Source organism: Limnohabitans sp. MORI2, assembly GCF_027925025.1.
Classification (GTDB): domain Bacteria; phylum Pseudomonadota; class Gammaproteobacteria; order Burkholderiales; family Burkholderiaceae_C; genus Limnohabitans.
This window is the reverse complement of sequence record NZ_AP027058.1, coordinates 2,049,955-2,068,643: the sequence shown is the minus strand read 5'-3', so window position 1 is coordinate 2,068,643 and position 18,689 is coordinate 2,049,955. Positions and strand designations below refer to the sequence as shown.

The 18,689-nt window shown below is 56.6% G+C and carries 19 protein-coding genes; 3 read left to right on the top strand and 16 right to left on the bottom strand.

What is annotated here, in order from left to right; all coding sequences use genetic code 11:
• Positions 1-88: 88 nt before the first annotated feature.
• From accD to QMG27_RS09760, 11 genes are all read right to left on the bottom strand, one after another.
• A complete protein-coding gene (gene accD, locus QMG27_RS09810) occupies positions 89-961 on the bottom strand; it encodes an acetyl-CoA carboxylase, carboxyltransferase subunit beta (protein WP_281810873.1) in 873 nt (290 codons plus the stop codon).
• 74 nt (positions 962-1,035) lie between these two features.
• Entirely contained in the window at positions 1,036-1,845 is an 810-nt protein-coding gene (trpA, locus tag QMG27_RS09805) for a tryptophan synthase subunit alpha (RefSeq protein ID WP_281810872.1), read from the bottom strand.
• Between the two features lie 7 nt (positions 1,846-1,852).
• Entirely contained in the window at positions 1,853-3,136 is a 1,284-nt protein-coding gene (gene trpB / locus QMG27_RS09800) for a tryptophan synthase subunit beta (protein WP_281810871.1), read from the bottom strand.
• A 63-nt stretch (positions 3,137-3,199) separates the two neighbouring features.
• Positions 3,200-3,880: a phosphoribosylanthranilate isomerase gene (locus QMG27_RS09795; RefSeq protein ID WP_281810870.1), complete on the bottom strand. Its 681-nt coding sequence runs from the start codon at positions 3,878-3,880 to the stop codon at positions 3,200-3,202.
• Positions 3,877-4,674 carry a tRNA pseudouridine(38-40) synthase TruA gene (gene truA, locus QMG27_RS09790; protein WP_281810869.1) on the bottom strand — a complete coding sequence of 266 codons (798 nt, stop codon included), beginning with the start codon at positions 4,672-4,674 and terminating at the stop codon, positions 3,877-3,879. The genes QMG27_RS09795 and truA overlap by 4 nt, the downstream gene beginning before the upstream one ends.
• Positions 4,675-4,679: 5 nt before the next feature.
• A complete protein-coding gene (locus QMG27_RS09785) occupies positions 4,680-6,278 on the bottom strand; it encodes a FimV/HubP family polar landmark protein (protein ID WP_281810868.1) in 1,599 nt (532 codons plus the stop codon).
• Between the two features lie 120 nt (positions 6,279-6,398).
• On the bottom strand, positions 6,399-7,529 hold the full coding sequence (gene asd / locus QMG27_RS09780) for an aspartate-semialdehyde dehydrogenase (protein WP_281810867.1): 1,131 nt from the start codon (positions 7,527-7,529) through the stop codon (positions 6,399-6,401).
• Positions 7,530-7,845: 316 nt separating this feature from the next.
• Positions 7,846-8,916: a 3-isopropylmalate dehydrogenase gene (gene leuB / locus QMG27_RS09775; RefSeq protein WP_281810866.1), complete on the bottom strand. Its 1,071-nt coding sequence runs from the start codon at positions 8,914-8,916 to the stop codon at positions 7,846-7,848.
• 18 nt (positions 8,917-8,934) lie between these two features.
• On the bottom strand, positions 8,935-9,579 hold the full coding sequence (leuD, locus tag QMG27_RS09770) for a 3-isopropylmalate dehydratase small subunit (RefSeq protein WP_281810865.1): 645 nt from the start codon (positions 9,577-9,579) through the stop codon (positions 8,935-8,937).
• Positions 9,580-9,590: 11 nt separating this feature from the next.
• Positions 9,591-11,012 (bottom strand): 3-isopropylmalate dehydratase large subunit, encoded by a 1,422-nt coding sequence (gene leuC / locus QMG27_RS09765; RefSeq protein WP_281810864.1) that lies wholly within the window; start codon positions 11,010-11,012, stop codon positions 9,591-9,593.
• A gap of 186 nt (positions 11,013-11,198) precedes the next feature.
• Positions 11,199-12,317 carry a porin gene (locus QMG27_RS09760; protein ID WP_281810863.1) on the bottom strand — a complete coding sequence of 373 codons (1,119 nt, stop codon included), beginning with the start codon at positions 12,315-12,317 and terminating at the stop codon, positions 11,199-11,201.
• A 282-nt stretch (positions 12,318-12,599) separates the two neighbouring features.
• Between QMG27_RS09760 and QMG27_RS09755 the strand changes: the two genes are divergently transcribed.
• Positions 12,600-13,871, top strand: a complete 1,272-nt coding sequence (locus QMG27_RS09755) for a carbohydrate porin (RefSeq protein ID WP_281810862.1) — start codon at positions 12,600-12,602, stop codon at positions 13,869-13,871.
• A 72-nt stretch (positions 13,872-13,943) separates the two neighbouring features.
• Complete coding sequence (locus QMG27_RS09750) at positions 13,944-15,170, top strand: CaiB/BaiF CoA-transferase family protein (protein WP_281814600.1); 1,227 nt, start codon at positions 13,944-13,946, stop codon at positions 15,168-15,170.
• Positions 15,171-15,185: 15 nt separating this feature from the next.
• On the opposite strand, the gene QMG27_RS09745 is transcribed toward QMG27_RS09750, so the two are convergent.
• The 5 genes from QMG27_RS09745 to QMG27_RS09725 all read right to left on the bottom strand — a co-directional run bounded on the left by QMG27_RS09745 (position 15,186) and on the right by QMG27_RS09725 (position 17,923).
• Positions 15,186-15,620: a biopolymer transporter ExbD gene (locus QMG27_RS09745; protein WP_281810861.1), complete on the bottom strand. Its 435-nt coding sequence runs from the start codon at positions 15,618-15,620 to the stop codon at positions 15,186-15,188.
• Between the two features lie 2 nt (positions 15,621-15,622).
• Positions 15,623-16,069 carry a biopolymer transporter ExbD gene (locus QMG27_RS09740; RefSeq protein ID WP_281810860.1) on the bottom strand — a complete coding sequence of 149 codons (447 nt, stop codon included), beginning with the start codon at positions 16,067-16,069 and terminating at the stop codon, positions 15,623-15,625.
• A gap of 2 nt (positions 16,070-16,071) precedes the next feature.
• Positions 16,072-16,809 (bottom strand): MotA/TolQ/ExbB proton channel family protein, encoded by a 738-nt coding sequence (locus QMG27_RS09735; protein WP_281810859.1) that lies wholly within the window; start codon positions 16,807-16,809, stop codon positions 16,072-16,074.
• A 39-nt stretch (positions 16,810-16,848) separates the two neighbouring features.
• Entirely contained in the window at positions 16,849-17,481 is a 633-nt protein-coding gene (locus QMG27_RS09730; protein ID WP_281810858.1) for an energy transducer TonB, read from the bottom strand.
• A gap of 115 nt (positions 17,482-17,596) precedes the next feature.
• Positions 17,597-17,923, bottom strand: a complete 327-nt coding sequence (locus tag QMG27_RS09725) for a polymer-forming cytoskeletal protein (RefSeq protein WP_281810857.1) — start codon at positions 17,921-17,923, stop codon at positions 17,597-17,599.
• Positions 17,924-18,044: 121 nt separating this feature from the next.
• Here QMG27_RS09725 and QMG27_RS09720 point away from each other — a divergent pair, with 121 nt between their 5' ends.
• Positions 18,045-18,671, top strand: a complete 627-nt coding sequence (locus QMG27_RS09720) for a ParA family protein (RefSeq protein ID WP_281810856.1) — start codon at positions 18,045-18,047, stop codon at positions 18,669-18,671.
• Positions 18,672-18,689: the final 18 nt, after the last annotated feature.

Sequence of the window (18,689 nt, the reverse complement as noted above, 5' to 3'; positions counted from 1 at the left end):
TTTCAGCGGTGGCCCATCCAACTTAGCCTAGCACCCAATGCAATCATCCAAGGCTACAAAGTGCATCAACCAAGGCCTACATGATATTTCAAGCCACAGCGTCTGCAGGTTGGCGCTGCAACATGGCCAATGTGCTGGCAATGGTTTTGCGCAGTTCGCGGCGATCGCAAATCATGTCCACTGCGCCTTTTTCTTGCAAGAACTCGGCGCGCTGGAAGCCTTTGGGTAAGGTGACGCGTACAGTGTTTTCAATCACGCGCGGACCGGCAAAGCCAATCAGGGCGTTGGGTTCGGCAATGACCACATCACCCACAAACGCAAAACCTGCTGACACGCCACCCATGGTGGGGTCGGTCAACACGGCGATGTAGGGCAAACCTTTTTTGGCCAAGCGAGTGAGCGAGGCGTTGGTTTTGGCCATTTGCATGAGCGAGAGCAAGCCCTCTTGCATGCGTGCGCCACCGGTGGCGGTGAAGCAAATGAAAGGTACTTTTTGTTCGATGGCAGTGTGCACGCCGCGCACAAAGCGCTCACCCACCACAGAGCCCATCGAGCCGCCCATGAAGTCGAATTCAAAACAGGCCACGACCACATTGATGTTGTGCACCGCACCGCCCATGACCACCAAGGCGTCTGTTTCGCCGGTGTTTTGCATGGCTTCTTTGATGCGCTCGGGGTACTTGCGGCTGTCCTTGAATTTCAAGGCGTCCACGGGCAACACTTCTTGGCCCACTTCGTAGCGGCCTTCGGCGTCGAGGAACATGTCCAAGCGATCGCGGGCGCTCATGCGGTGGTGGTGGCTGCAAGTGGGGCACACGTTGTGGTTGGCTTGCAAGTCGCTCTTGTAGAGCACGGTCTCGCAGCTGGGGCACTTCACCCACACGCCTTCGGGCACGCTGCGGCGCTCAGAGGGTTCGGTGTGTTGAATTTTTGGGGGAAGCAGTTTTTCGAGCCAACTCATGGTGAGCCTTTCGTCAATTCTTTTGGAATGCCGTGATTTTAACGGGCGGGGTGGTGGTGGCTAGGCAGAGCGCCTTAAGCGTCCAAAGCCTCACGAATGCCCGCCAAAAAGTCTTGCGCCGCAGCCACTTCTTGACCTGCCGGTGCGGCTTCGAGCAGCTGGATGATGCGGCTGCCAATCACCACCGCATCGGCTACGCGGCCCACGGCTTTGGCGGTGGCAGCATCGCGAATGCCAAAGCCCACGCCCACGGGGATGTGCACATGCTGGCGAATGCGCGGCAGCATGGCTTCCACGGCATCAGTGTCGAGGTTGCCTGCGCCGGTCACGCCCTTGAGGGACACGTAGTACACATAGCCGCTGGCCACGCGTGCCACTTGGTCCATGCGCTTGTCGGTGCTGGTGGGCGCGAGCAAGAAGATCAAGTCCATGTGGTGCGCACGCAAGGTGGCGGCGAACTCTTCACACTCTTCAGGGGGGTAGTCCACGATGAGCACGCCGTCCACGCCAGCGGCGGAGGCGTCTTTGACGAACGAATCAGCGCCGTGCTTGAGGTTGTAGCACTCCACGGGGTTGGCGTAGCCCATGAGCACCACGGGGGTGGTGTTGTCTGTCTTTCGGAATTCACGCACCATGTCCAGCACTTGGGCTGTGCCAATACCAAAGCTCAGCGCGGTTTCGCCCGCTTTTTGAATCACTGCGCCATCGGCCATGGGGTCGCTAAAAGGGACCCCGAGTTCGATGATGTTAGCGCCCGCTTTCACCATGCCATGCATGAGAGCAGGGGTGATGTCGGCTTTGGGGAAGCCCGCCATCACATAAGGAATGAGGGCTTTGCGGCCTTGGGCCTTGAGGGCGGAGAGGGTGGCGTCAATTCGACTCATGGTGCGCTCACTTCTTGATTTGGATGGTTTGCTCGCCACCTTTGACCGATTGGCCTCGGCAGCTGGGGCGACAGTAAAAGTCGGCTTGGCTTAAATCGGCCACGGTGCCAATGTCTTTGTCGCCACGACCTGAGAGGTTGACCAAGATCGATTGGTCAGCGCGCATGGTCTTGGCCAGCTTCATGGCGTAGGCCAAAGCGTGGCTCGATTCGAGCGCGGGGATGATGCCCTCGGTGCGGCACAGGTAATGGAAGGCTTCGAGCGCTTCCTTGTCGGTGATGCCCACGTACTCGGCGCGGCCAATGTCTTTGAGGAAAGCGTGCTCGGGGCCCACGCCCGGGTAGTCTAGGCCCGCGCTCACGCTGTGCGTTTCGGTGATTTGGCCGTTCTCGTCTTGCAAGATGTAAGTGCGGTTGCCGTGCAACACGCCGGGCGCACCCAGCTGCAACGAACAGGAGTGCTTGCCACTGTCCATGCCTTCGCCTGCTGCTTCGACGCCAATGAGGCGCGTTTTCTCGAACGGGATGTAGGGGTAGAAGATGCCCATGGCGTTGCTGCCGCCGCCAACGCAGGCCACCACGGCATCGGGTTGTTGCTCTGCCATCTTCAGGCTCTTAAACATGTCTGGCATTTGCGTGAGGCACTCTTCGCCAATCACGCTTTGGAAATCGCGCACCATCATCGGGTAGGGGTGTGGGCCAGCCACCGTACCGATGATGTAGAAGGTGTTATCTACGTTGGCCACCCAGTCGCGCATGGCTTCGTTCAGCGCGTCTTTGAGGGTGCGGCTGCCTGATTCAACGGGTACCACGGTCGCGCCCAAGAGCTTCATGCGGTACACATTGGGGCTTTGGCGTTTCACGTCTTCCGCGCCCATGTAGACCACGCATTCCAAGCCGTAGCGTGCGCAAATGGTGGCGGTGGCCACGCCGTGTTGGCCTGCGCCGGTTTCTGCAATCACGCGGGGCTTGCCCATGCGCTTGGCAAGCAAAGCTTGGCCAATGGTGTTGTTGATTTTGTGCGCGCCGGTGTGGTTGAGGTCTTCGCGCTTCAAGAAGATTTGCGCGCCGCCCATTTCGCGGCTCATGCGGTCGGCGTGGTAGATGGGTGAGGGGCGGCCCACAAAGTGCGCGAGCTCTTTTTTGAACTCGGCGATGAACTCGGGGTCGTGTTGGTATTTGGCGTACGCGTCTTTGAGCTCTTCAATCGCGTGGGTGAGCGTTTCGCTGATGAAGCTGCCGCCGTAAATGCCAAAGTGCCCCTTGGCGTCGGGTTGTTGGTAAGTGGACATACACATGCCTTGAAAAAATGGCCCACAGGCGTTGGGCTGAAAACAAAAAAGGGGAGAGAGGGCTTAGAGCGGATGCTCGGCGTCTGCGGCGCGCACGGCTCGGACAAACTCGCGAATCAGGTGAGCATCTTTGATGCCTTTGGCTGATTCCACGCCAGAGCTCACGTCCACTGCCAATGAATGGCCGTGGTTACGCAGCGCGCGAATGCCATCGGTCACGTTGGCAGCGTTGAGTCCACCAGACAAGACGAGGTGAGCGTTGACGTTTGGAGGAAGCTGTGACCAATTGAATGTTTTGCCGCCGCCGCCATAACCGTCAACATGAGCGTCGAGCAGCACAGCTTGGGCGTCTGAGTAATCTTGGGCGTATTTTAGAAGGTCGAAAGGTTCTTCGCCTTCAGGGGTTTCTAGCGGGATGCGGGCAGCGCGAATCCAGCGGCGGCCTAAGGTGCGGGCAATTTTGCGGCAGTGATCGGGCGTTTCATCGCCATGGAACTGCAGCCACGCGCCTGGCACTTGCACACAGGCGTGGGCAATGGCCTCAGCAGTTTCATTCACAAACAGCAGCACGGGTGTGACGAAGGCGGGCAATCGCAAGGCCAGCTCGGCGGCACGCTCCACCGTCACGGCACGGGGGCTAGGTGCGTACATGACAAAGCCAATGGCATCCACGCCAGCGGCCACGGCGGCGTCGACGTCTTGCTCACGGGTGAGTCCACAAATTTTGATACGCGTGCGGTTCATGGCAATCCATCATACGCAGGGGTACGGTCAGGCAAATCCCACTGTGCGTCATAGCGGGGGCCCAAGAAATACAAACCATCGGGGCTGAAGGTGGGGGCGGCGGCATCGCGGTCGCGGGCGGCCAGCACTTCGGCCATCCACTCCGGCGGTTTGTCGCCACTGCCGATCTTCACAAAGCAGCCCATCAGGTTGCGAATCATGTGGTGCAAAAACGCGCTGGCCTCAAACTCAAAGCGCCACACGGCCGAGCCGGGCTGTGTGCTTTTGCGGGTGATGTCGATGCGCGTCATGGTTTTGACGGGCGTGAGCGCTTGGCAGCTGGAGGCGCGAAACGAGGTGAAGTCGTGCTCGCCCATCACATACTGCGCGGCTTTTTGCATGGCTTCAAGGTTGAGCGGGCGGTATACCCAGCCCACGCGGCCCACTTCGACGCTGGGGCGAATGGCCGATTCCAGCACCACATAGGCATAGCGGCGCGCAATGGCGCTGCCACGGCAGTGAAATTCACGGGGCATTTCACGCGCCCACTGCACCGCAATGTCGAGCGGCAAATAGCGGTTGGTGCCCCTCACCCACGAGTAGGGCGTACGCTCGAGCTCAGTGTCAAAGTGAATCACTTGCATGAGGCCATGCACACCGGCATCGGTGCGGCCTGCACACAATGTAGAGACAGGGGTTTGGGTGAACTTGGACAGCGCTTGTTCAAGCTTGTCTTGTACCGTTTTACCCGAGGACTGGCTTTGCCAGCCTTCGTAGGCTTGGCCGTTGTAGCTCAAGCCCATCGCAATGCGCATGAGGGTTAGCCTCGTTCAGCCAGCCACTTGAGGGCTTTTTGCTCGTCTTCGCCAGAGGCTTCCATCGCCACTTCTTCCATGAGCGCTCTGCTGGTGTGCAGCTGGCCTAGGTTCCACAGTTCGTCAGCCAAGTCCATGCGTACTTGGTAGGGGCTGGCGGGAGCGGCTGTTGCTTCGTCGAGATCTAAATCCAAAGAAATATTGGGCATTTCTAAGGTAGGACGCAAGCTAGTTGCTTCATGATGTGGATGATCTTCTTCTTTCAGATCATCTTCATCATGCCCATGGCTTGTGTGTGCGTGGTCATGGGGATGCTCGTGCACATCGTGTGTGTGCGTGGCGACATCGTGGATGTAGGCGCGCTCGACAGGCTCTTGGGCATCATGGTCGGGCAAGTCAAGGTTGAACTTGACGTTGAGAGGAGGCAGGCCCTCAATGTTGTCTGCTTCTTTCTTTTGCGCACTGCGTCGCCACAAGCCAATCAGCACCAACAAGGCGATCAAGCTGCCTGCAGCGATGGGCGTGAGGCTGTTGTCACGTAGTTCGTTGAGCCACTCGCCATTGGCCTCAGCGGCGCTCGCTGGCACATCAACGGGCAATACGCCGGTGGAAGATGCTGGTGTTGACGCAGACTCAGCGGCAGGACTGGCGTTACCACCCACTGTGGCCGCTGCAATTTTGCCTAGTTCTGCAATGTTGCGGCTGAGTTCAGCTGCACGGCTCGCTACATCTTGAGCTTCACGTTGTTGTGCAATTTTTTCTTCGGCAACCGATTCTTTGCTGCCGGGTTTTGCCAAAGTCAACTTGTCTTGGTTGGCTTTGTCATTCTTGTTTTGGACCTTTGCCTCAAGCTTGCCGGCGCTGTCGCGCGCTACTTTGGGGACCACTCCGCCAGGGGCGCGTGCAGCCAGCTCAGCGCGGTAGGCTTCAAAGTCTTTGGCTTGCACTTGAATTTCACGGCGAGCGTCTTCGCGTGAAACGGCTTTGGCTTCTGCTTCAGAAGGCAAGGTGAGCAAAGCGCCTTCCTTCATGCGGTTGACATTGGACTCGACAAACGCATCTGGGTTACTGCGAAGCAGCGCCACCAACATTTGCTCAAGCGAAACGCCTTCTGGGGTTTGGCCAGCTGCTAGCTCACTGGCAGTGTCACCTCGCTTGACGAGGATCTTGCCGTCTTGTTCGCTTGCGCTTTTGCTCTTGGACGCTGGTTTTTCGACCTGCGTCGCTGTGCGCTCGCTCAGGCTTGGCATCAAAGGTGCAGTGGGTTTTTTGCTGCCCGTGTTGTCGATCGACAGCGTGACATCGCGCAGCATGCGACCCGTGGCCCAGCTCAAATCGATCAACAAATCAACGAAATTACTGGTGACGGGCTGTTTGCTGGTGATCTTCAAATAGGGCCAACCGTGGTCTCGGCGCAACAGTTGCACCTGAACATCGAGCGGTTGGCCGTTCACCATCGGCACATCCATCTTTGCCGCGTTGTAAACCTCGGGGCTGGCGATTTTGGCTTCGAGCTCGATTTGTTCAGCGATGGTGATCTCGCTGACATCAATCTCAACGCGCAAAGCCTCGCCCTGCTTGCTTTGTACGACGGGTCGGCTCAAGGTGAGCGCTTGCGCACTGCCGAAAACCGACAGTGATAAAGCGGCACATAGCGCAGTTCGTTTGAACAAATGGGAAGCAGAGCAGTAGGCTTTTTTCATACCCAGAGATATTACTTTGTTTTACGCTTCGAGCAGGATGCGCAGCATGCGGCGCAAAGGCTCGGCAGCGCCCCACAAGAGCTGGTCACCGACGGTGAACGCGCCCAAGTAGTCGTTGCCCATGGCCATTTTGTGCAAGCGACCCACTGGTACTGTCAAAGTACCGGTCACGGCTGCGGGTGTCAGGTCACGTTCGCTGATTTCGCGCACGTTAGGCACCACTTTGACCCAGTCGTTTGCACTGGCCAAGATGCTTTCGATCTCGTCCATCGGCACGTCTTTTTTCAGCTTGATGGTCAAGCCTTGTGAGTGGCAGCGCATCGCGCCAATGCGCACGCACAAACCGTCGATAGGAATCGAACCCGCTGTGCGGAATGCTGGGTTGCCCAAGATCTTGTTGCACTCAGCGCCGCCCTTCCACTCTTCCTTGCTTTGGCCGTGTTCAACAGGCACGTCGATCCAAGGGATCAAGCTGCCAGCCAAGGCGGTATTGCGGAAGTTTTTGGTGGGGAACTCGGCGCTGCGCATGGTGGCTGACACTTTGCGGTCGATGTCCAAGATGGCAGAAGAGGGGTTGGCCAAGTCGTCTTTGACGGCGGCGTGCAAAGCGCCCATCTGGCTGAGCAACTCGCGCATGTTTTGTGCGCCTGCACCTGAAGCCGCTTGGTAAGTCATCGCGCTGACCCACTCAACCAGGTTGTGTTGGAACAAGCCGCCCAAGCCCATGAGCATCAAGCTCACGGTGCAGTTGCCGCCGATCCAGTTCTTGCCGCCTTTGCCCAAGGCGCTGTCGATCACGTTGCGGTTGACGGGGTCCAAGATGATCACGGCATCGTCTGCCATGCGCAGGCTAGAGGCTGCGTCAATCCAGTGGCCGTTCCAGCCCGCTGCGCGCAGCTTGGGGTACACCTCTTTGGTGTAGTCGCCGCCTTGGCAAGTGATGATGATTTCGCAACGCTTCAGTGCGTCAATGTTGTTGGCGTCTTGGAGCGTGGTTTCGTTCTTGGCTTGCGCGGGGGCTTTGCCACCAGCGTTAGACGTGGAGAAGAACACGGGTTCGATCAGATCGAAGTCTTTCTCTTGAATCATGCGGTCGATCAACACCGAGCCGACCATGCCGCGCCAACCGACTAAACCTACTAACTTGCTCATTTTTCAACGCCTTTTCAAATGTAGAAAACAGTGCCAGACCTGACTGTTTGCCCGGCTCGTCTGGCCGGGGTGGCGCACGACGAACCGGAGCTGATTAGCCCTTAATGGTCGTGGTTTTGATGGTGATTGCACGCGCGCCAACAGCCACCAGTGCGGTGGCAGCGAAGTTCAGAGAGAACGAGCGGGCGTGAAACATGACAACTATTGTAGTGGATGGGGGCTTGTGGCTGGCTGACAAATTTAGAGGTTCAAGTCAGTGCGCTGAAATGAAAAACGCGCCCGAAGGCGCGTTTTCTAGGGTGGGACAGGAAGCGAATTAACGCAACGCCTTCACCACCGCATCGCCCATTTGCGCGGTGCCCACTTTGGTGGTGCCTTCGCTGTAAATGTCGGGGGTGCGCAGGCCTTGAGCCAGCACGGCTTTGACGGCGGTTTCAATGCGCTCGGCGGCTTCGGGCTGATTGAGCGAGAAGCGCAGCATCATGGCCGCAGACAAGATGGTGGCCAGCGGGTTAGCCACGCCTTTGCCGGCGATGTCGGGGGCGCTGCCGTGGCTGGGTTCGTACAGGCCTTGGTTTTTGCTGTTGAGCGAGGCCGAGGGCAACATGCCGATGGAGCCGGTGAGCATGGAGGCTTCGTCGCTCAGGATGTCGCCAAACATATTGCCGGTCACCACCACGTCAAACGCCTTGGGCGCTTTGACCAGTTGCATGGCCGCGTTGTCCACGTACATGTGTTGCAGCTCCACGTCGGGGTATTGGGCGTGCACTTCGGTGACCACGTCTTTCCAGAGCTGGAAGGTTTCGAGCACGTTGGCCTTGTCCACGCTGGTGACCTTTTTGTTGCGCTTTTGCGCGGCTTGGAAAGCCACATGCGCAATGCGCTCGATTTCGGGCTTGCTGTAGCGCATGGTGTCAAACGCTTCCAGCGCGCCGGGGAAGTGGCCGTCCACGGCGGTGCGGCGACCACGGGGCTGACCAAAGTAAATGTCGCCCGTGAGTTCGCGGATGATCAAAATGTCCAAGCCCGCAATCAGCTCAGGCTTCAAGCTCGATGCGCCCACCAGCTGCTCGTAGCAAATGGCGGGGCGGAAATTGGCAAACAGGCCCATGTTTTTGCGCAGGCCCAAAATGGCTTGCTCGGGGCGCAGGGGGCGGTCGAGTGTGTCGTATTTCCAGTCGCCCACGGCGCCAAACAACACGGCGTCGGCATCCATGGCGAGTTTCAAAGTGGCTTCGGGCAGGGGGTGGCCGTGCGCGTCAAACGCGGCGCCGCCGACCAAGGCCGATTCCATTTCAAACTTCAAGTCGAGGACATTCAAGACCTTGACGGCTTCTGCGACGATTTCGGTACCAATGCCGTCGCCGGGCAAAACTGCGATTTTCATTTTTCTTTTCTTTCTGAATTACACGGTGTGTGCCAACCAAGGCTTGGTGGCCAAGCGCTCGGCTTCGAAGGCGGCAATTTTGTCTTTGTGGCGCAGGGTCAGGCCAATGTCGTCAAAGCCGTTGAGCAAGCAGTATTTGCGGAAGGCCTGCACCTCAAACGGAATTTCTTCGCCTTGGGGGCGCACGATGACTTGGCGTTCCAAATCAATCGTCAACTCATAGCCGGGGAAGGCGTGCACTTCGTTGAACAGCAAGTCCACGGTGGCTTCGGGCAACACGATGGGCAACAAGCCGTTTTTGAAACAGTTGTTGAAAAAGATGTCGGCAAAGCTCGGCGCAATCACGGCGCGAAAACCGTATTGGTCAATCGCCCAAGGTGCGTGTTCGCGTGACGAGCCACAGCCAAAGTTCTTGCGGGCTAACAAGACCGAGGCACCCTTGTAGCGCGGCTGGTTGAGTACAAAGTCGGGGTTGGGTTTGCGTTCAGACTCAGGCACGCCAGGCTCGCCGTGGTCGAGGTATCGCCACTCGTCAAACAAGTTGGGGCCAAAGCCGGTTTTGCGGATGGACTTCAAAAATTGTTTTGGGATGATCGCGTCGGTGTCGACGTTCTCGCGGTCCATCGGGGCCACGATGCCTTTGTGGAGGGTGAATTTCTGCATGTGCGTCTCTCTTAGGCGAATTTGCGAATGTCCACAAAGTGGCCGTGAATGGCCGCAGCGGCGGCCATGGCTGGGCTGACCAAGTGGGTGCGACCACCATTGCCTTGACGGCCTTCAAAGTTGCGGTTGCTGGTGGACGCGCAGCGTTCGCCGGGCTCCAAGCGATCGGCGTTCATGGCCAAGCACATGGAGCAACCGGGCTCACGCCACTCAAAGCCAGCGGCTTTGAAAATTTCGTGCAGGCCTTCTTTTTCGGCTTGCTCTTTGACCAAGCCCGAGCCAGGCACGACCAAGGCTTGCTTGATGTTGCTCGCCACTTTTTGGCCGAGTTTTTTGACCACGGCAGCGGCTTCGCGCATGTCTTCAATGCGGCTGTTGGTGCATGAGCCAATGAACACTTTGTCCACATGGATGTCGCTCAGCGCCTTGCCGGGTGTGAGGTCCATGTAGGTCAGGGCACGCTCAATCGCGCCACGTTTGTTCGGGTCTTTTTCTTTGTCGGGGTCGGGCACCACGGCGCTCACACCCAGCACCATTTCGGGCGAGGTGCCCCAGGTAACTTGCGGTTCGATCTCTTCGGCTTTCAACTCCACCACCGCGTCAAATTTGGCGTCGGCGTCAGAGTGCAAAGTTTTCCAGTACGCCACGGCTTGGTCCCACTCCACGCCCGTTGGGGAGAGTAAACGGCCTTTCACGTACTCGATGGTTTTGTCGTCCACCGCCACCAAGCCAGCGCGTGCGCCGCCTTCGATGGCCATGTTGCACACGGTCATGCGGCCTTCCATGCTCAAGGCACGAATGGCCGAACCTGCAAACTCAATGGTGTAGCCCGTACCGCCAGCGGTGCCGATTTTGCCGATGATGGCTAGCACGATGTCTTTGGCGGTCACGCCCTTGGCCACTTGGCCTTCAACTTTCACCAACATGTTTTTGGCTTTTTTGGCCAGCAGTGTTTGCGTGGCCATGACGTGTTCGACCTCAGAGGTGCCGATGCCGTGGGCCAGCGCGCCAAACGCGCCGTGGGTGGAGGTGTGGCTGTCGCCGCACACCACGGTCATGCCGGGCAGGGTGGCGCCGTTTTCAGGGCCAATCACGTGCACGATGCCTTGGCGCTTGGACATGAAGGGGAAGAACGCGGCCGAGCCAAATTCGGCAATGTTGCTGTCCAGCGTGGTGATTTGCTCTTTGCTGATGGGGTCGGCAATGCCGTCGTAGCCCAGCTCCCAGCCGGTGGTGGGGGTGTTGTGGTCAGCGGTGGCGACGATGGAGCTGACGCGCCAGACCTTGCGGCCCGCTTGGCGAATGCCCTCAAACGCTTGGGGGCTGGTCACCTCGTGAACCAAGTGGCGGTCGATGTAGAGGATGGACGTGCCGTCCTCTTCGGTGTGAACAACGTGTTCATCAAAAATTTTGTCGTAAAGGGTGCGTCCCATGCGTGTTCCTTTTGTGCAGCCTTAGATTTTATGCGGGAGCACGCAGTAAGAAGGGTTAAAAGTGAACTAGGCATAAAAAAGCCGCTTTTAAAAGCGGCTGTGAAAGGCGAATAACCACCTACCTTAGAGAATTCAATTGGAAGCTTGGCTTGTAGCTGGCTGCAAGCCAAGATCGTGGGAGTGACTTTAGAAGTCGTAGCGCATCCCTAAAGCAAAGCCTTTTGTCTCTGTTCCACTAGCACTTGGAGTTACCTTGCTTCCATCTGCTTTACCCTCAGACCAAGGGGCAACTTTTGCTGCAGAGCCGTTTGTCACCATGGCGTAGTTCGCATAGAAGCGGAGTTCTTTGCTGATGATGCGGTCGATACCGATGGCTGTCATCTTTGAGTCAGAGTTAGCCTTGTTGGCTTTGCGATCCATGACATGTGCACGCAATACTGTGTGATTAGGAATAATTTGATATTCAGCACCAAACCCTGTCACTTTGCTGCCTTGGTCATCGTTTGCAGCTTTCATGTATGAAGCGTCTTGGAAGAATCCGACCAATTTGAGGTCATTCATCAACTTATATGACAAGGCCAAGCGTACGGCATCACGTTTCCCATCTGCATGATCTTTTTGATAGCTTTCTTGTGCCAGAGCAGCTGACATATCGCCTGAGTTGTAGGTAACGGACATGCTGGTCATCGCAGTCTCTTTAACTACGCCTGTTGTTGTGTTCACGTCTGCGACACCCGTGGATTGCGGTGAGTAGGCTAAAGCCAAACGCACACCACTCATATCAGGCGATTGATATTGGATGATGTTGTTGGGACGTTCATCAAATTTCGCACCTGCGCGAGTGATGTTGCGCATGTCACCCAATTGGTCACCAAACAAGTCTGCAGCTGCTCGGGCCACTTTCATTGGGGTGTCAAATTTACCTACTTTGACTTGACCAAAGCTGCCTTCAACACCAGCGAAAGTGTCACGAGAGGCAAATGTATTCGTTCCGGCTTTGTCAGCTGCTTGGGTTGTAGGTGCTGTGCCAGCAACAGCTTCTGTGCGGTTGAATTGAATTTCTGATTCAATTTGCCAGATGCCTTTCAAATCGCCAAAGCTTTTGTCGCCACGCAAACCTAAGCGAGACGAGTTACTAGACAAGTTGGTTTGTTTGTATTTGCTGCCATCATCTTGATTTTCCAAGGCGAGGTGCGCACGTCCATAAAACTCCCAATTACCAGCAGTTTTGATGGTGTTCGATTGTGCTTGTACTGATACGGCGATCGTGCCGATAGCCAAAGCCAAAGCTACATTTTTTTTCACGAGAGATACTCCTAGTTGGTTAAATAGACCTAGGTAGTTTTGGTTTGTTTCGTGACGTAGGTATTAAGTTTTTTTGAAGTTTTTGCTACACGATCATGTGCTCGAGTCTGATAAATGTTCACAGGAGTGACACAAAGCCTTCCTACAATGACTGATCTAGTACATCCACTTTGTCTTTTTGTCTACTCGATGCTTCAATTTCCGCGCCAACGACTTGCAGTTTTTGTGACGAGCAGCTTGGCTGCAGTATGCGCGTGGGCGCAACAGGCCCAAACGTTTGACATGGAAGACACCAGCGCTCGCTATCAGCTGACCTACAACTGGCAGCACCACGATTCATTTCGCGCGTCATATTCGGGTGCTAACAGTTTGTCTTCTCAAAGCGAGCAGATGTACACCTTCAGCACCACCGCACACTGGGGCTTTCGCCCATGGCAAGACGGTGAGCTGTATTTCAACCCAGAGGTGGCAGCAGGCGTGCCGTTCTCGGGTAATTTGGTGGGCCTAGGCGGCTTCACCAATGGCGAGATCACCCGTGCGGGCGGTAGCACGCCCAAGTTGTACCGCCAGCGACTGTTCTTGCGACAAACTTGGAACCACGGCGGCGAACAAGAGCAGATCGAGCCCGATTTCAACCAAATGGCAGGGCTAGTCGACAAAAACCGCTTTGTGTTGACGGCGGGTAACTTTTCTACGCTCGACGTGTTTGACGACAACGCCTATGCCAAAGACCCACGCACCCAGTTCATGAACTGGGGTAACTGGACGTATGCCTCCTACGACTATGCAGCGGATGCGCGTGGTTTTGGCTGGGGTTTTGCGGGCGAGTGGTACCAAGACAACTGGGTGCTGCGCTTTGGCCGCATGACCGGCCCTAAAACCCCCAATGGGTTGCCTGTGGACTTTGCCATTGGCAAACACTATGGTGACCAAGTAGAAATTGAACGCGGCCACATATTGGCTGATCAGCCAGGCAAGGTGCGTGTGTTGGCGTGGCGCAACCGCGCGCAATTGGCGAGCTTCAGCGACGCAACGCATGGGTTGCAAACACAATATGGCGTGCAGACCACACCGCAAGCTTTGGTCGATGTGCGTGGTGGCGAAAAAATCAAGTACGGCTTGGGCGTCAACATCGAGCAAGCGATCAACACCAGCGTGGGCTTTTTCTTGCGCGCCATGAAGGCCGATGGCAAAACCGAAACCTACGCCTTCACCGAAGCCGATGGCTCACTCTCAACGGGTTTGGTTTTCAAAGGCGGGTTGTGGGGCCGAGCTGACGATGCAGTGGGTGTTGCCTTCATGCACAACACCTTGTCGCCCGAGCGTCGTGGTTTCTTGGCGGCTGGCGGCATGTCGTATTTCATTGGTGACGCTGCCAGCACCACGCAAACGCTGAGCTACAAACCAGAGCAAATTTTGGAAGCCTTCTACAGTTTTCAAATGACGCGCGGCACGTGGCTCACCACCGACTACCAACGCATCCAAAACCCTGCATATAACGCGGACCGTGGGCCGGTCAATGTGTATGCGCTGCGCTTTCACGCTGAGTTCTAACTGCCTCGATGGGCGGCTGGCGCTGTCACCTGCGTGAAGACACGCGTGCGCACCTCGCATGCATTCGGCACAATGCCAAGCATGAAAAATCCAGCGACTCCAAGCACAACTCAAACCCCTCTTGACGGCCTGCGCGTGGTCGAACTCGGCCAGCTCATCGCAGGACCTTTTGCCGCCAAAACACTGGCCGACTTTGGTGCCGATGTGGTGAAGATTGAAACACCCAAAACAGGCGACCCGCTGCGCAAATGGCGCTTGCTCAAAGATGGCACATCGGTGTGGTGGCAAGTGCAGTCGCGCAACAAGCGCTCGGTGGCGTTGGACCTCAAAGACAATGAAGCCCAAGACATCGTGCGTCAACTCGTCAAAGACGCGGATGTGTTGATCGAGAACTTTCGCCCAGGCGCGATGGAAGGCTGGGGCCTCGGCCCCGATGATTTGTTGGCTCTCAACCCGCGCCTCATCATGTTGCGCATCAGTGGCTATGGGCAAACTGGGCCGTATCGCGACAAGCCAGGCTTTGGCGTGGTGGCTGAGGCCATGAGTGGTTTGCGCCACCTCACCGCCGAGCCAGGGCGTGTGCCTGTGCGCGTGGGGGTGAGCATTGGCGATACGCTGGCGTCGTTGCATGGCGTGATTGGCATTTTGATGGCCTTGCACGAGCGCGAGAAAAGCGGACAAGGCCAAGTGATTGACGTGGCTTTGTACGAAGCCGTCTTCAACTGCATGGAAAGTTTGCTGCCTGAGTACAGCGCGTTTGGCGCGGTGCGCGAAGCTGCGGGCAGCGCCTTGCCTGGCATCGCACCTAGCAATGCCTACCGCTGCAAAGACGAGGGCTACGTGTTGATTGCGGGCAATGGCGACAGCATCTTCAAACGCCTCATGCACACCATGGGCCGCGATGATTTGGGCAACGACCCAGCACTAAGTGACAACGCCGGGCGCGTCCAGCGTGTGGCCGAGATTGATGCTGCGATTGGCATGTGGACCGCGCAACTGACTGTGGCACAAGTGCTGGAGGCTTTGGATAAAGCCGACGTGCCCGCAGGCCGTATCTACACCGTGGCCGACATTGCGGCTGACCCGCACTACCAAGCACGCGGCATGATTCAACAGGTGCAGATGGATGACGGCACATCATTGGCGGTGCCCGGCATCATTCCGAAACTATCACGCACACCCGGCAGCCACCGCCGCAACGCGCCCACCATTGGGCAAGACACAGATGCCGTGTTGCATGAAATTGGGTTGAGTGCTGAGCAGATTCAAGCGCTCAAAGACAAAGGCATCGTGGCCTAAGTCGCTCACTTGGCGTTAAGGCGCAGCAAATTGCTCCGTGCCCACAATGCCAATCTTGGTCAGGCCTTGGCGTTGCGCACTGGCCAACACACCGGCGACCGCTTCGTATTTGGCTTTACCTTGCGCTTTGATGTGCAGCTCGGGTTGCGGCTCTTGGGCTTTGGCTTCTAGCAACAAAGCGTCGAGTGCGGCACGGTCAGCCAAAGGCTTGCCGTTCCAGTTGACCACGCTGCGTGCATCCACTTCGATGCGAACCACATTGGGCTTTTTGGTTTGCGGTGTGGCGCTTTGCGGCATGTCGAGGTTGACCGAATGCAGCTGCACGGGGATGGTGATGATGAGCATGATCAGCAACACCAACATCACGTCGATCAACGGCGTGGTGTTGATGTCCATCATCACTTCGGGTTCGTCTTGGCCGTTGGTCAAAGAGGGCAGGTTCATCGCCATGCTTATTTCCCTTGCGGCGCTTGTGTGGCAGCCCCTTGCGGGTCGGTGACAAACCTCACCTTGGTCAAGCCCGCTACTTGTGCGGCATACAGCACACGGCCTACCGCTTCAAAGTCGGTTTTGGCGTCACCGCGAATTTGCACTTCGGGCTGCGGCGTTTTCTCGGCAAAGCTTTGCAGCTGCTTGATCAAGTCCGCATTGCTGCGCACCGGTGCGTCATACAAATAGGCTTGGCCTTGCGCATTGACCGACAAGATGATGTTGTCGGGCTTTGTTTCACGTGGCTGTTGCACCTCGTGTGGCAGTTCCACTTTGACAGAGGTGGTCACTACCGGAATGGTGATGAGAAAAATGATGAGCAGCACCAGCATCACATCCACCAAAGGCGTGGTGTTGATGGTGGTTAGCAATTCATCGTCGCCCTCACTGGGGCCGAGGTTCATGGCCATGGTTATTTCTGAGCCGAACCCAACAACACCGCATGCAAGTCAGCGCCAAAGGCATGCACTTCTTCCATCGCCACTTTGTTACGACGCACCAGCCAGTTGTAGCCCAACACCGCAGGCACAGCCACGGCCAAACCAATGGCGGTCATGATGAGCGATTCGCCCACAGGGCCTGCCACTTTGTCGATGCTGGCTTGGCCTGACATGCCAATCTTCACCAGCGCGTTGTAAATGCCCCAGACCGTGCCGAACAAACCAACAAAGGGCGCTGTTGAACCGACAGTCGCCAACACTGCCAAGCCATCCTGCATGCGGCTTTGCACATTGTTCATGGCGCGTTGGATGCTCATGGTCACCCAGTCGTTGAAGTTAATGCTGCCAAGCAAACCCGTGTGCTTGCTCGCACCTTCCAAGCCCTTTTCGGCGATGAAGCGAAACGGGCTGTCCTCTTCCAAACCGTCTGCACCTTGGCGTACATTGCCTGCGTTCCAAAAATTGTTTTGCGCTGTTTGGGCATAACGCATCACGCGGTTTTGCTCGGCCAGTTTGGTGAAGATCACATACCAGCTGCCCATGCTCATGATGACCAAAATCAGCAGCGTGGCCTTGGCTACCACATCGCCTTGCGCCCACAGAGCGGACAAGCCGTAGGGGTTCTCAACGACTTCTTCAGCCATGACGCTGGCGCTAAATACCAGTGTTGAGAGTGCCGCAGCGGCGCGTGTGAAGATGTGTTGCAACATGGGTGTTTCCTTGTGACTGACTTTGTGTGGGGGCGGCGCTTATTCCAAGCGCCAGGTGTATTTGATGCTGGCCCAGCTTTGCTCAGGCTTGCCGTCCACCGTGCCGGGGCGGAACTGGCATTTCGACAGCGCATTGCGAGCGGCTTCGTCTAAGCGTGTGAAGCCGGATGATTTTTCAATCTCGGCTTGGAGTACTTTGCCGTCGATGCCAATCAAAAACTTAAGCGTGACGGTCCCTTCCTCCTCCATGCGCCTTGAGGCGCTTGGGTAATCGGGCTTAGCGCAAGATGCACCTGCTTGGATGATCGCCCCAGTGCGGATGGCTGGCGCAGCAGGTGCAGCAGCTGGTGGTGCGACGGGCTGCGTAATGGCTGGCGCGTTGGTGGTAGGTGCAGGAGGGGGCGGTGCAGGTGTTTTGGGGGGCGGCGCTTTAGGTGGTGGGGCAGGCGGTGGCGCTTCCGACATCAACACCGCTTCCACCGTGTTCTCGGTCATGCGTACGACTTGACGAGCCAATCCAGACGAAATCGCCCACAGCAACACAGCGTGCAGCAACACAACCAGTCCAATGCCGGTTAAGTGTTTGCGAGGGGAGCGTTGGCGCGCCGCATAGGGCGAAGACGCCAAATTTGACGCTGCAGACGCGCTGTGGGTGAAAGACGAGTGAGACAAACGAGGTAGCTCTGAAAGTTTCACTAATTCTAGGCGGGCTGCATCTCTCGCTGTATGCAGCAGCCTCAAGTGATACGGCCTTTGCTAGGGGCAAAGGCCGTGAGTCGGTGAAACCTTAGACCTGCTTCATGGCGCCTTTGATCTTGCCGCCACGTTCGATTTCAATTTCGCCATAAGTCACATCGCCTGTGACTTTGCCAGTGTTGCGCACAATCAACACATTTTTGCTGGTGATGGACTCGTTCAACTCACCTTTGACGTCGATGAAGTCAGCTTCGGTGGTGCCGGTCACGATGCCCGATGCGCCAATCAACACATCTTTGGCGACCAAATCACCTTCCACCGTACCTGAAATAATGGCTTGGTTGGGCGCAGTGATAGAGCCTTTGAACACCACACCGGTGCCAATGAAAATGCTTTTGTCTTTGGTGCCTTCGCTCATGTTGAAATCCTCTAAAAGTGATTGCTGGATATAGTTTATATTGCTATTGTGAATTTAAACAAATAAATACGCTTTTCGGTGTATGTTTTTGTCATCATTGAATTTTTTGGAGGTCGGGTATATGAAAGTTGTTGTTGTCGCGAACCCCAAAGGCGGTGCTGGCAAATCTACTTTGGCGACCAATATTGCCGGGTACTTTGCGTCCCGCGGTCACCATGTGATGTTGGGCGATGCAGACACCCAGCAGTCCTCCAGGTTTTGGTTGCAGCAGCGGCCTAGCCGTTTGCCACCCATCGTGACGTGGGAAATCGAAGCTGGCAAAGTACCCACAGCTAAGCCGCCCAAAGGCACAACCCATGTGGTGATTGACACGCCTGCTGGCTTGGGTGGTTCAGCCCTCAAGGAGTTGGTGCAACGGGCTGACAACGTGATCGTACCCTTGATGCCCAGCGTGTTTGACATGCAGGCGACCCATGCGTTCTTGATGGAACTGACCCAACTCACACGCAAATTACCCGCCCGAGTTGGGGTGGTTAGCAACCGTGTCGATGCGCGAACGTTGGCCAGTGGTCGTTTGAAAGAGTTTGCCCAAGCCTTGGATGTGCCAGTGTTAGGGTACTTGCGCGACACCCAGTACTACGTTCACATGGCGGCTCACGGTTTGTCCATGTTTGACATCACACCCACACAAATTGAAAAAGATTTGGAGCAGTGGGAGCCTATCTGTCACTGGCTCGATCAGCGCTGAGCTGCGTCAGCAGTTGCG

Coding starts and splice junctions, on each gene's coding strand:
- accD (WP_281810873.1), bottom strand. CDS start 961: ATGAGTTGGCTCGAAAAACTGCTTCCCCCAAAAATTCAACACACCGAA.
- trpA (WP_281810872.1), bottom strand. CDS start 1,845: ATGAGTCGAATTGACGCCACCCTCTCCGCCCTCAAGGCCCAAGGCCGC.
- trpB (WP_281810871.1), bottom strand. CDS start 3,136: ATGTCCACTTACCAACAACCCGACGCCAAGGGGCACTTTGGCATTTAC.
- QMG27_RS09795 (WP_281810870.1), bottom strand. CDS start 3,880: ATGAACCGCACGCGTATCAAAATTTGTGGACTCACCCGTGAGCAAGAC.
- truA (WP_281810869.1), bottom strand. CDS start 4,674: ATGCGCATTGCGATGGGCTTGAGCTACAACGGCCAAGCCTACGAAGGC.
- asd (WP_281810867.1), bottom strand. CDS start 7,529: ATGAGCAAGTTAGTAGGTTTAGTCGGTTGGCGCGGCATGGTCGGCTCG.
- leuB (WP_281810866.1), bottom strand. CDS start 8,916: ATGAAAATCGCAGTTTTGCCCGGCGACGGCATTGGTACCGAAATCGTC.
- leuD (WP_281810865.1), bottom strand. CDS start 9,579: ATGCAGAAATTCACCCTCCACAAAGGCATCGTGGCCCCGATGGACCGC.
- leuC (WP_281810864.1), bottom strand. CDS start 11,012: ATGGGACGCACCCTTTACGACAAAATTTTTGATGAACACGTTGTTCAC.
- QMG27_RS09755 (WP_281810862.1), top strand. CDS start 12,600: ATGGAAGACACCAGCGCTCGCTATCAGCTGACCTACAACTGGCAGCAC.
- QMG27_RS09750 (WP_281814600.1), top strand. CDS start 13,944: ATGCCAAGCATGAAAAATCCAGCGACTCCAAGCACAACTCAAACCCCT.
- QMG27_RS09745 (WP_281810861.1), bottom strand. CDS start 15,620: ATGGCGATGAACCTGCCCTCTTTGACCAACGGCCAAGACGAACCCGAA.
- QMG27_RS09740 (WP_281810860.1), bottom strand. CDS start 16,069: ATGGCCATGAACCTCGGCCCCAGTGAGGGCGACGATGAATTGCTAACC.
- QMG27_RS09735 (WP_281810859.1), bottom strand. CDS start 16,809: ATGTTGCAACACATCTTCACACGCGCCGCTGCGGCACTCTCAACACTG.
- QMG27_RS09725 (WP_281810857.1), bottom strand. CDS start 17,923: ATGAGCGAAGGCACCAAAGACAAAAGCATTTTCATTGGCACCGGTGTG.
- QMG27_RS09720 (WP_281810856.1), top strand. CDS start 18,045: ATGAAAGTTGTTGTTGTCGCGAACCCCAAAGGCGGTGCTGGCAAATCT.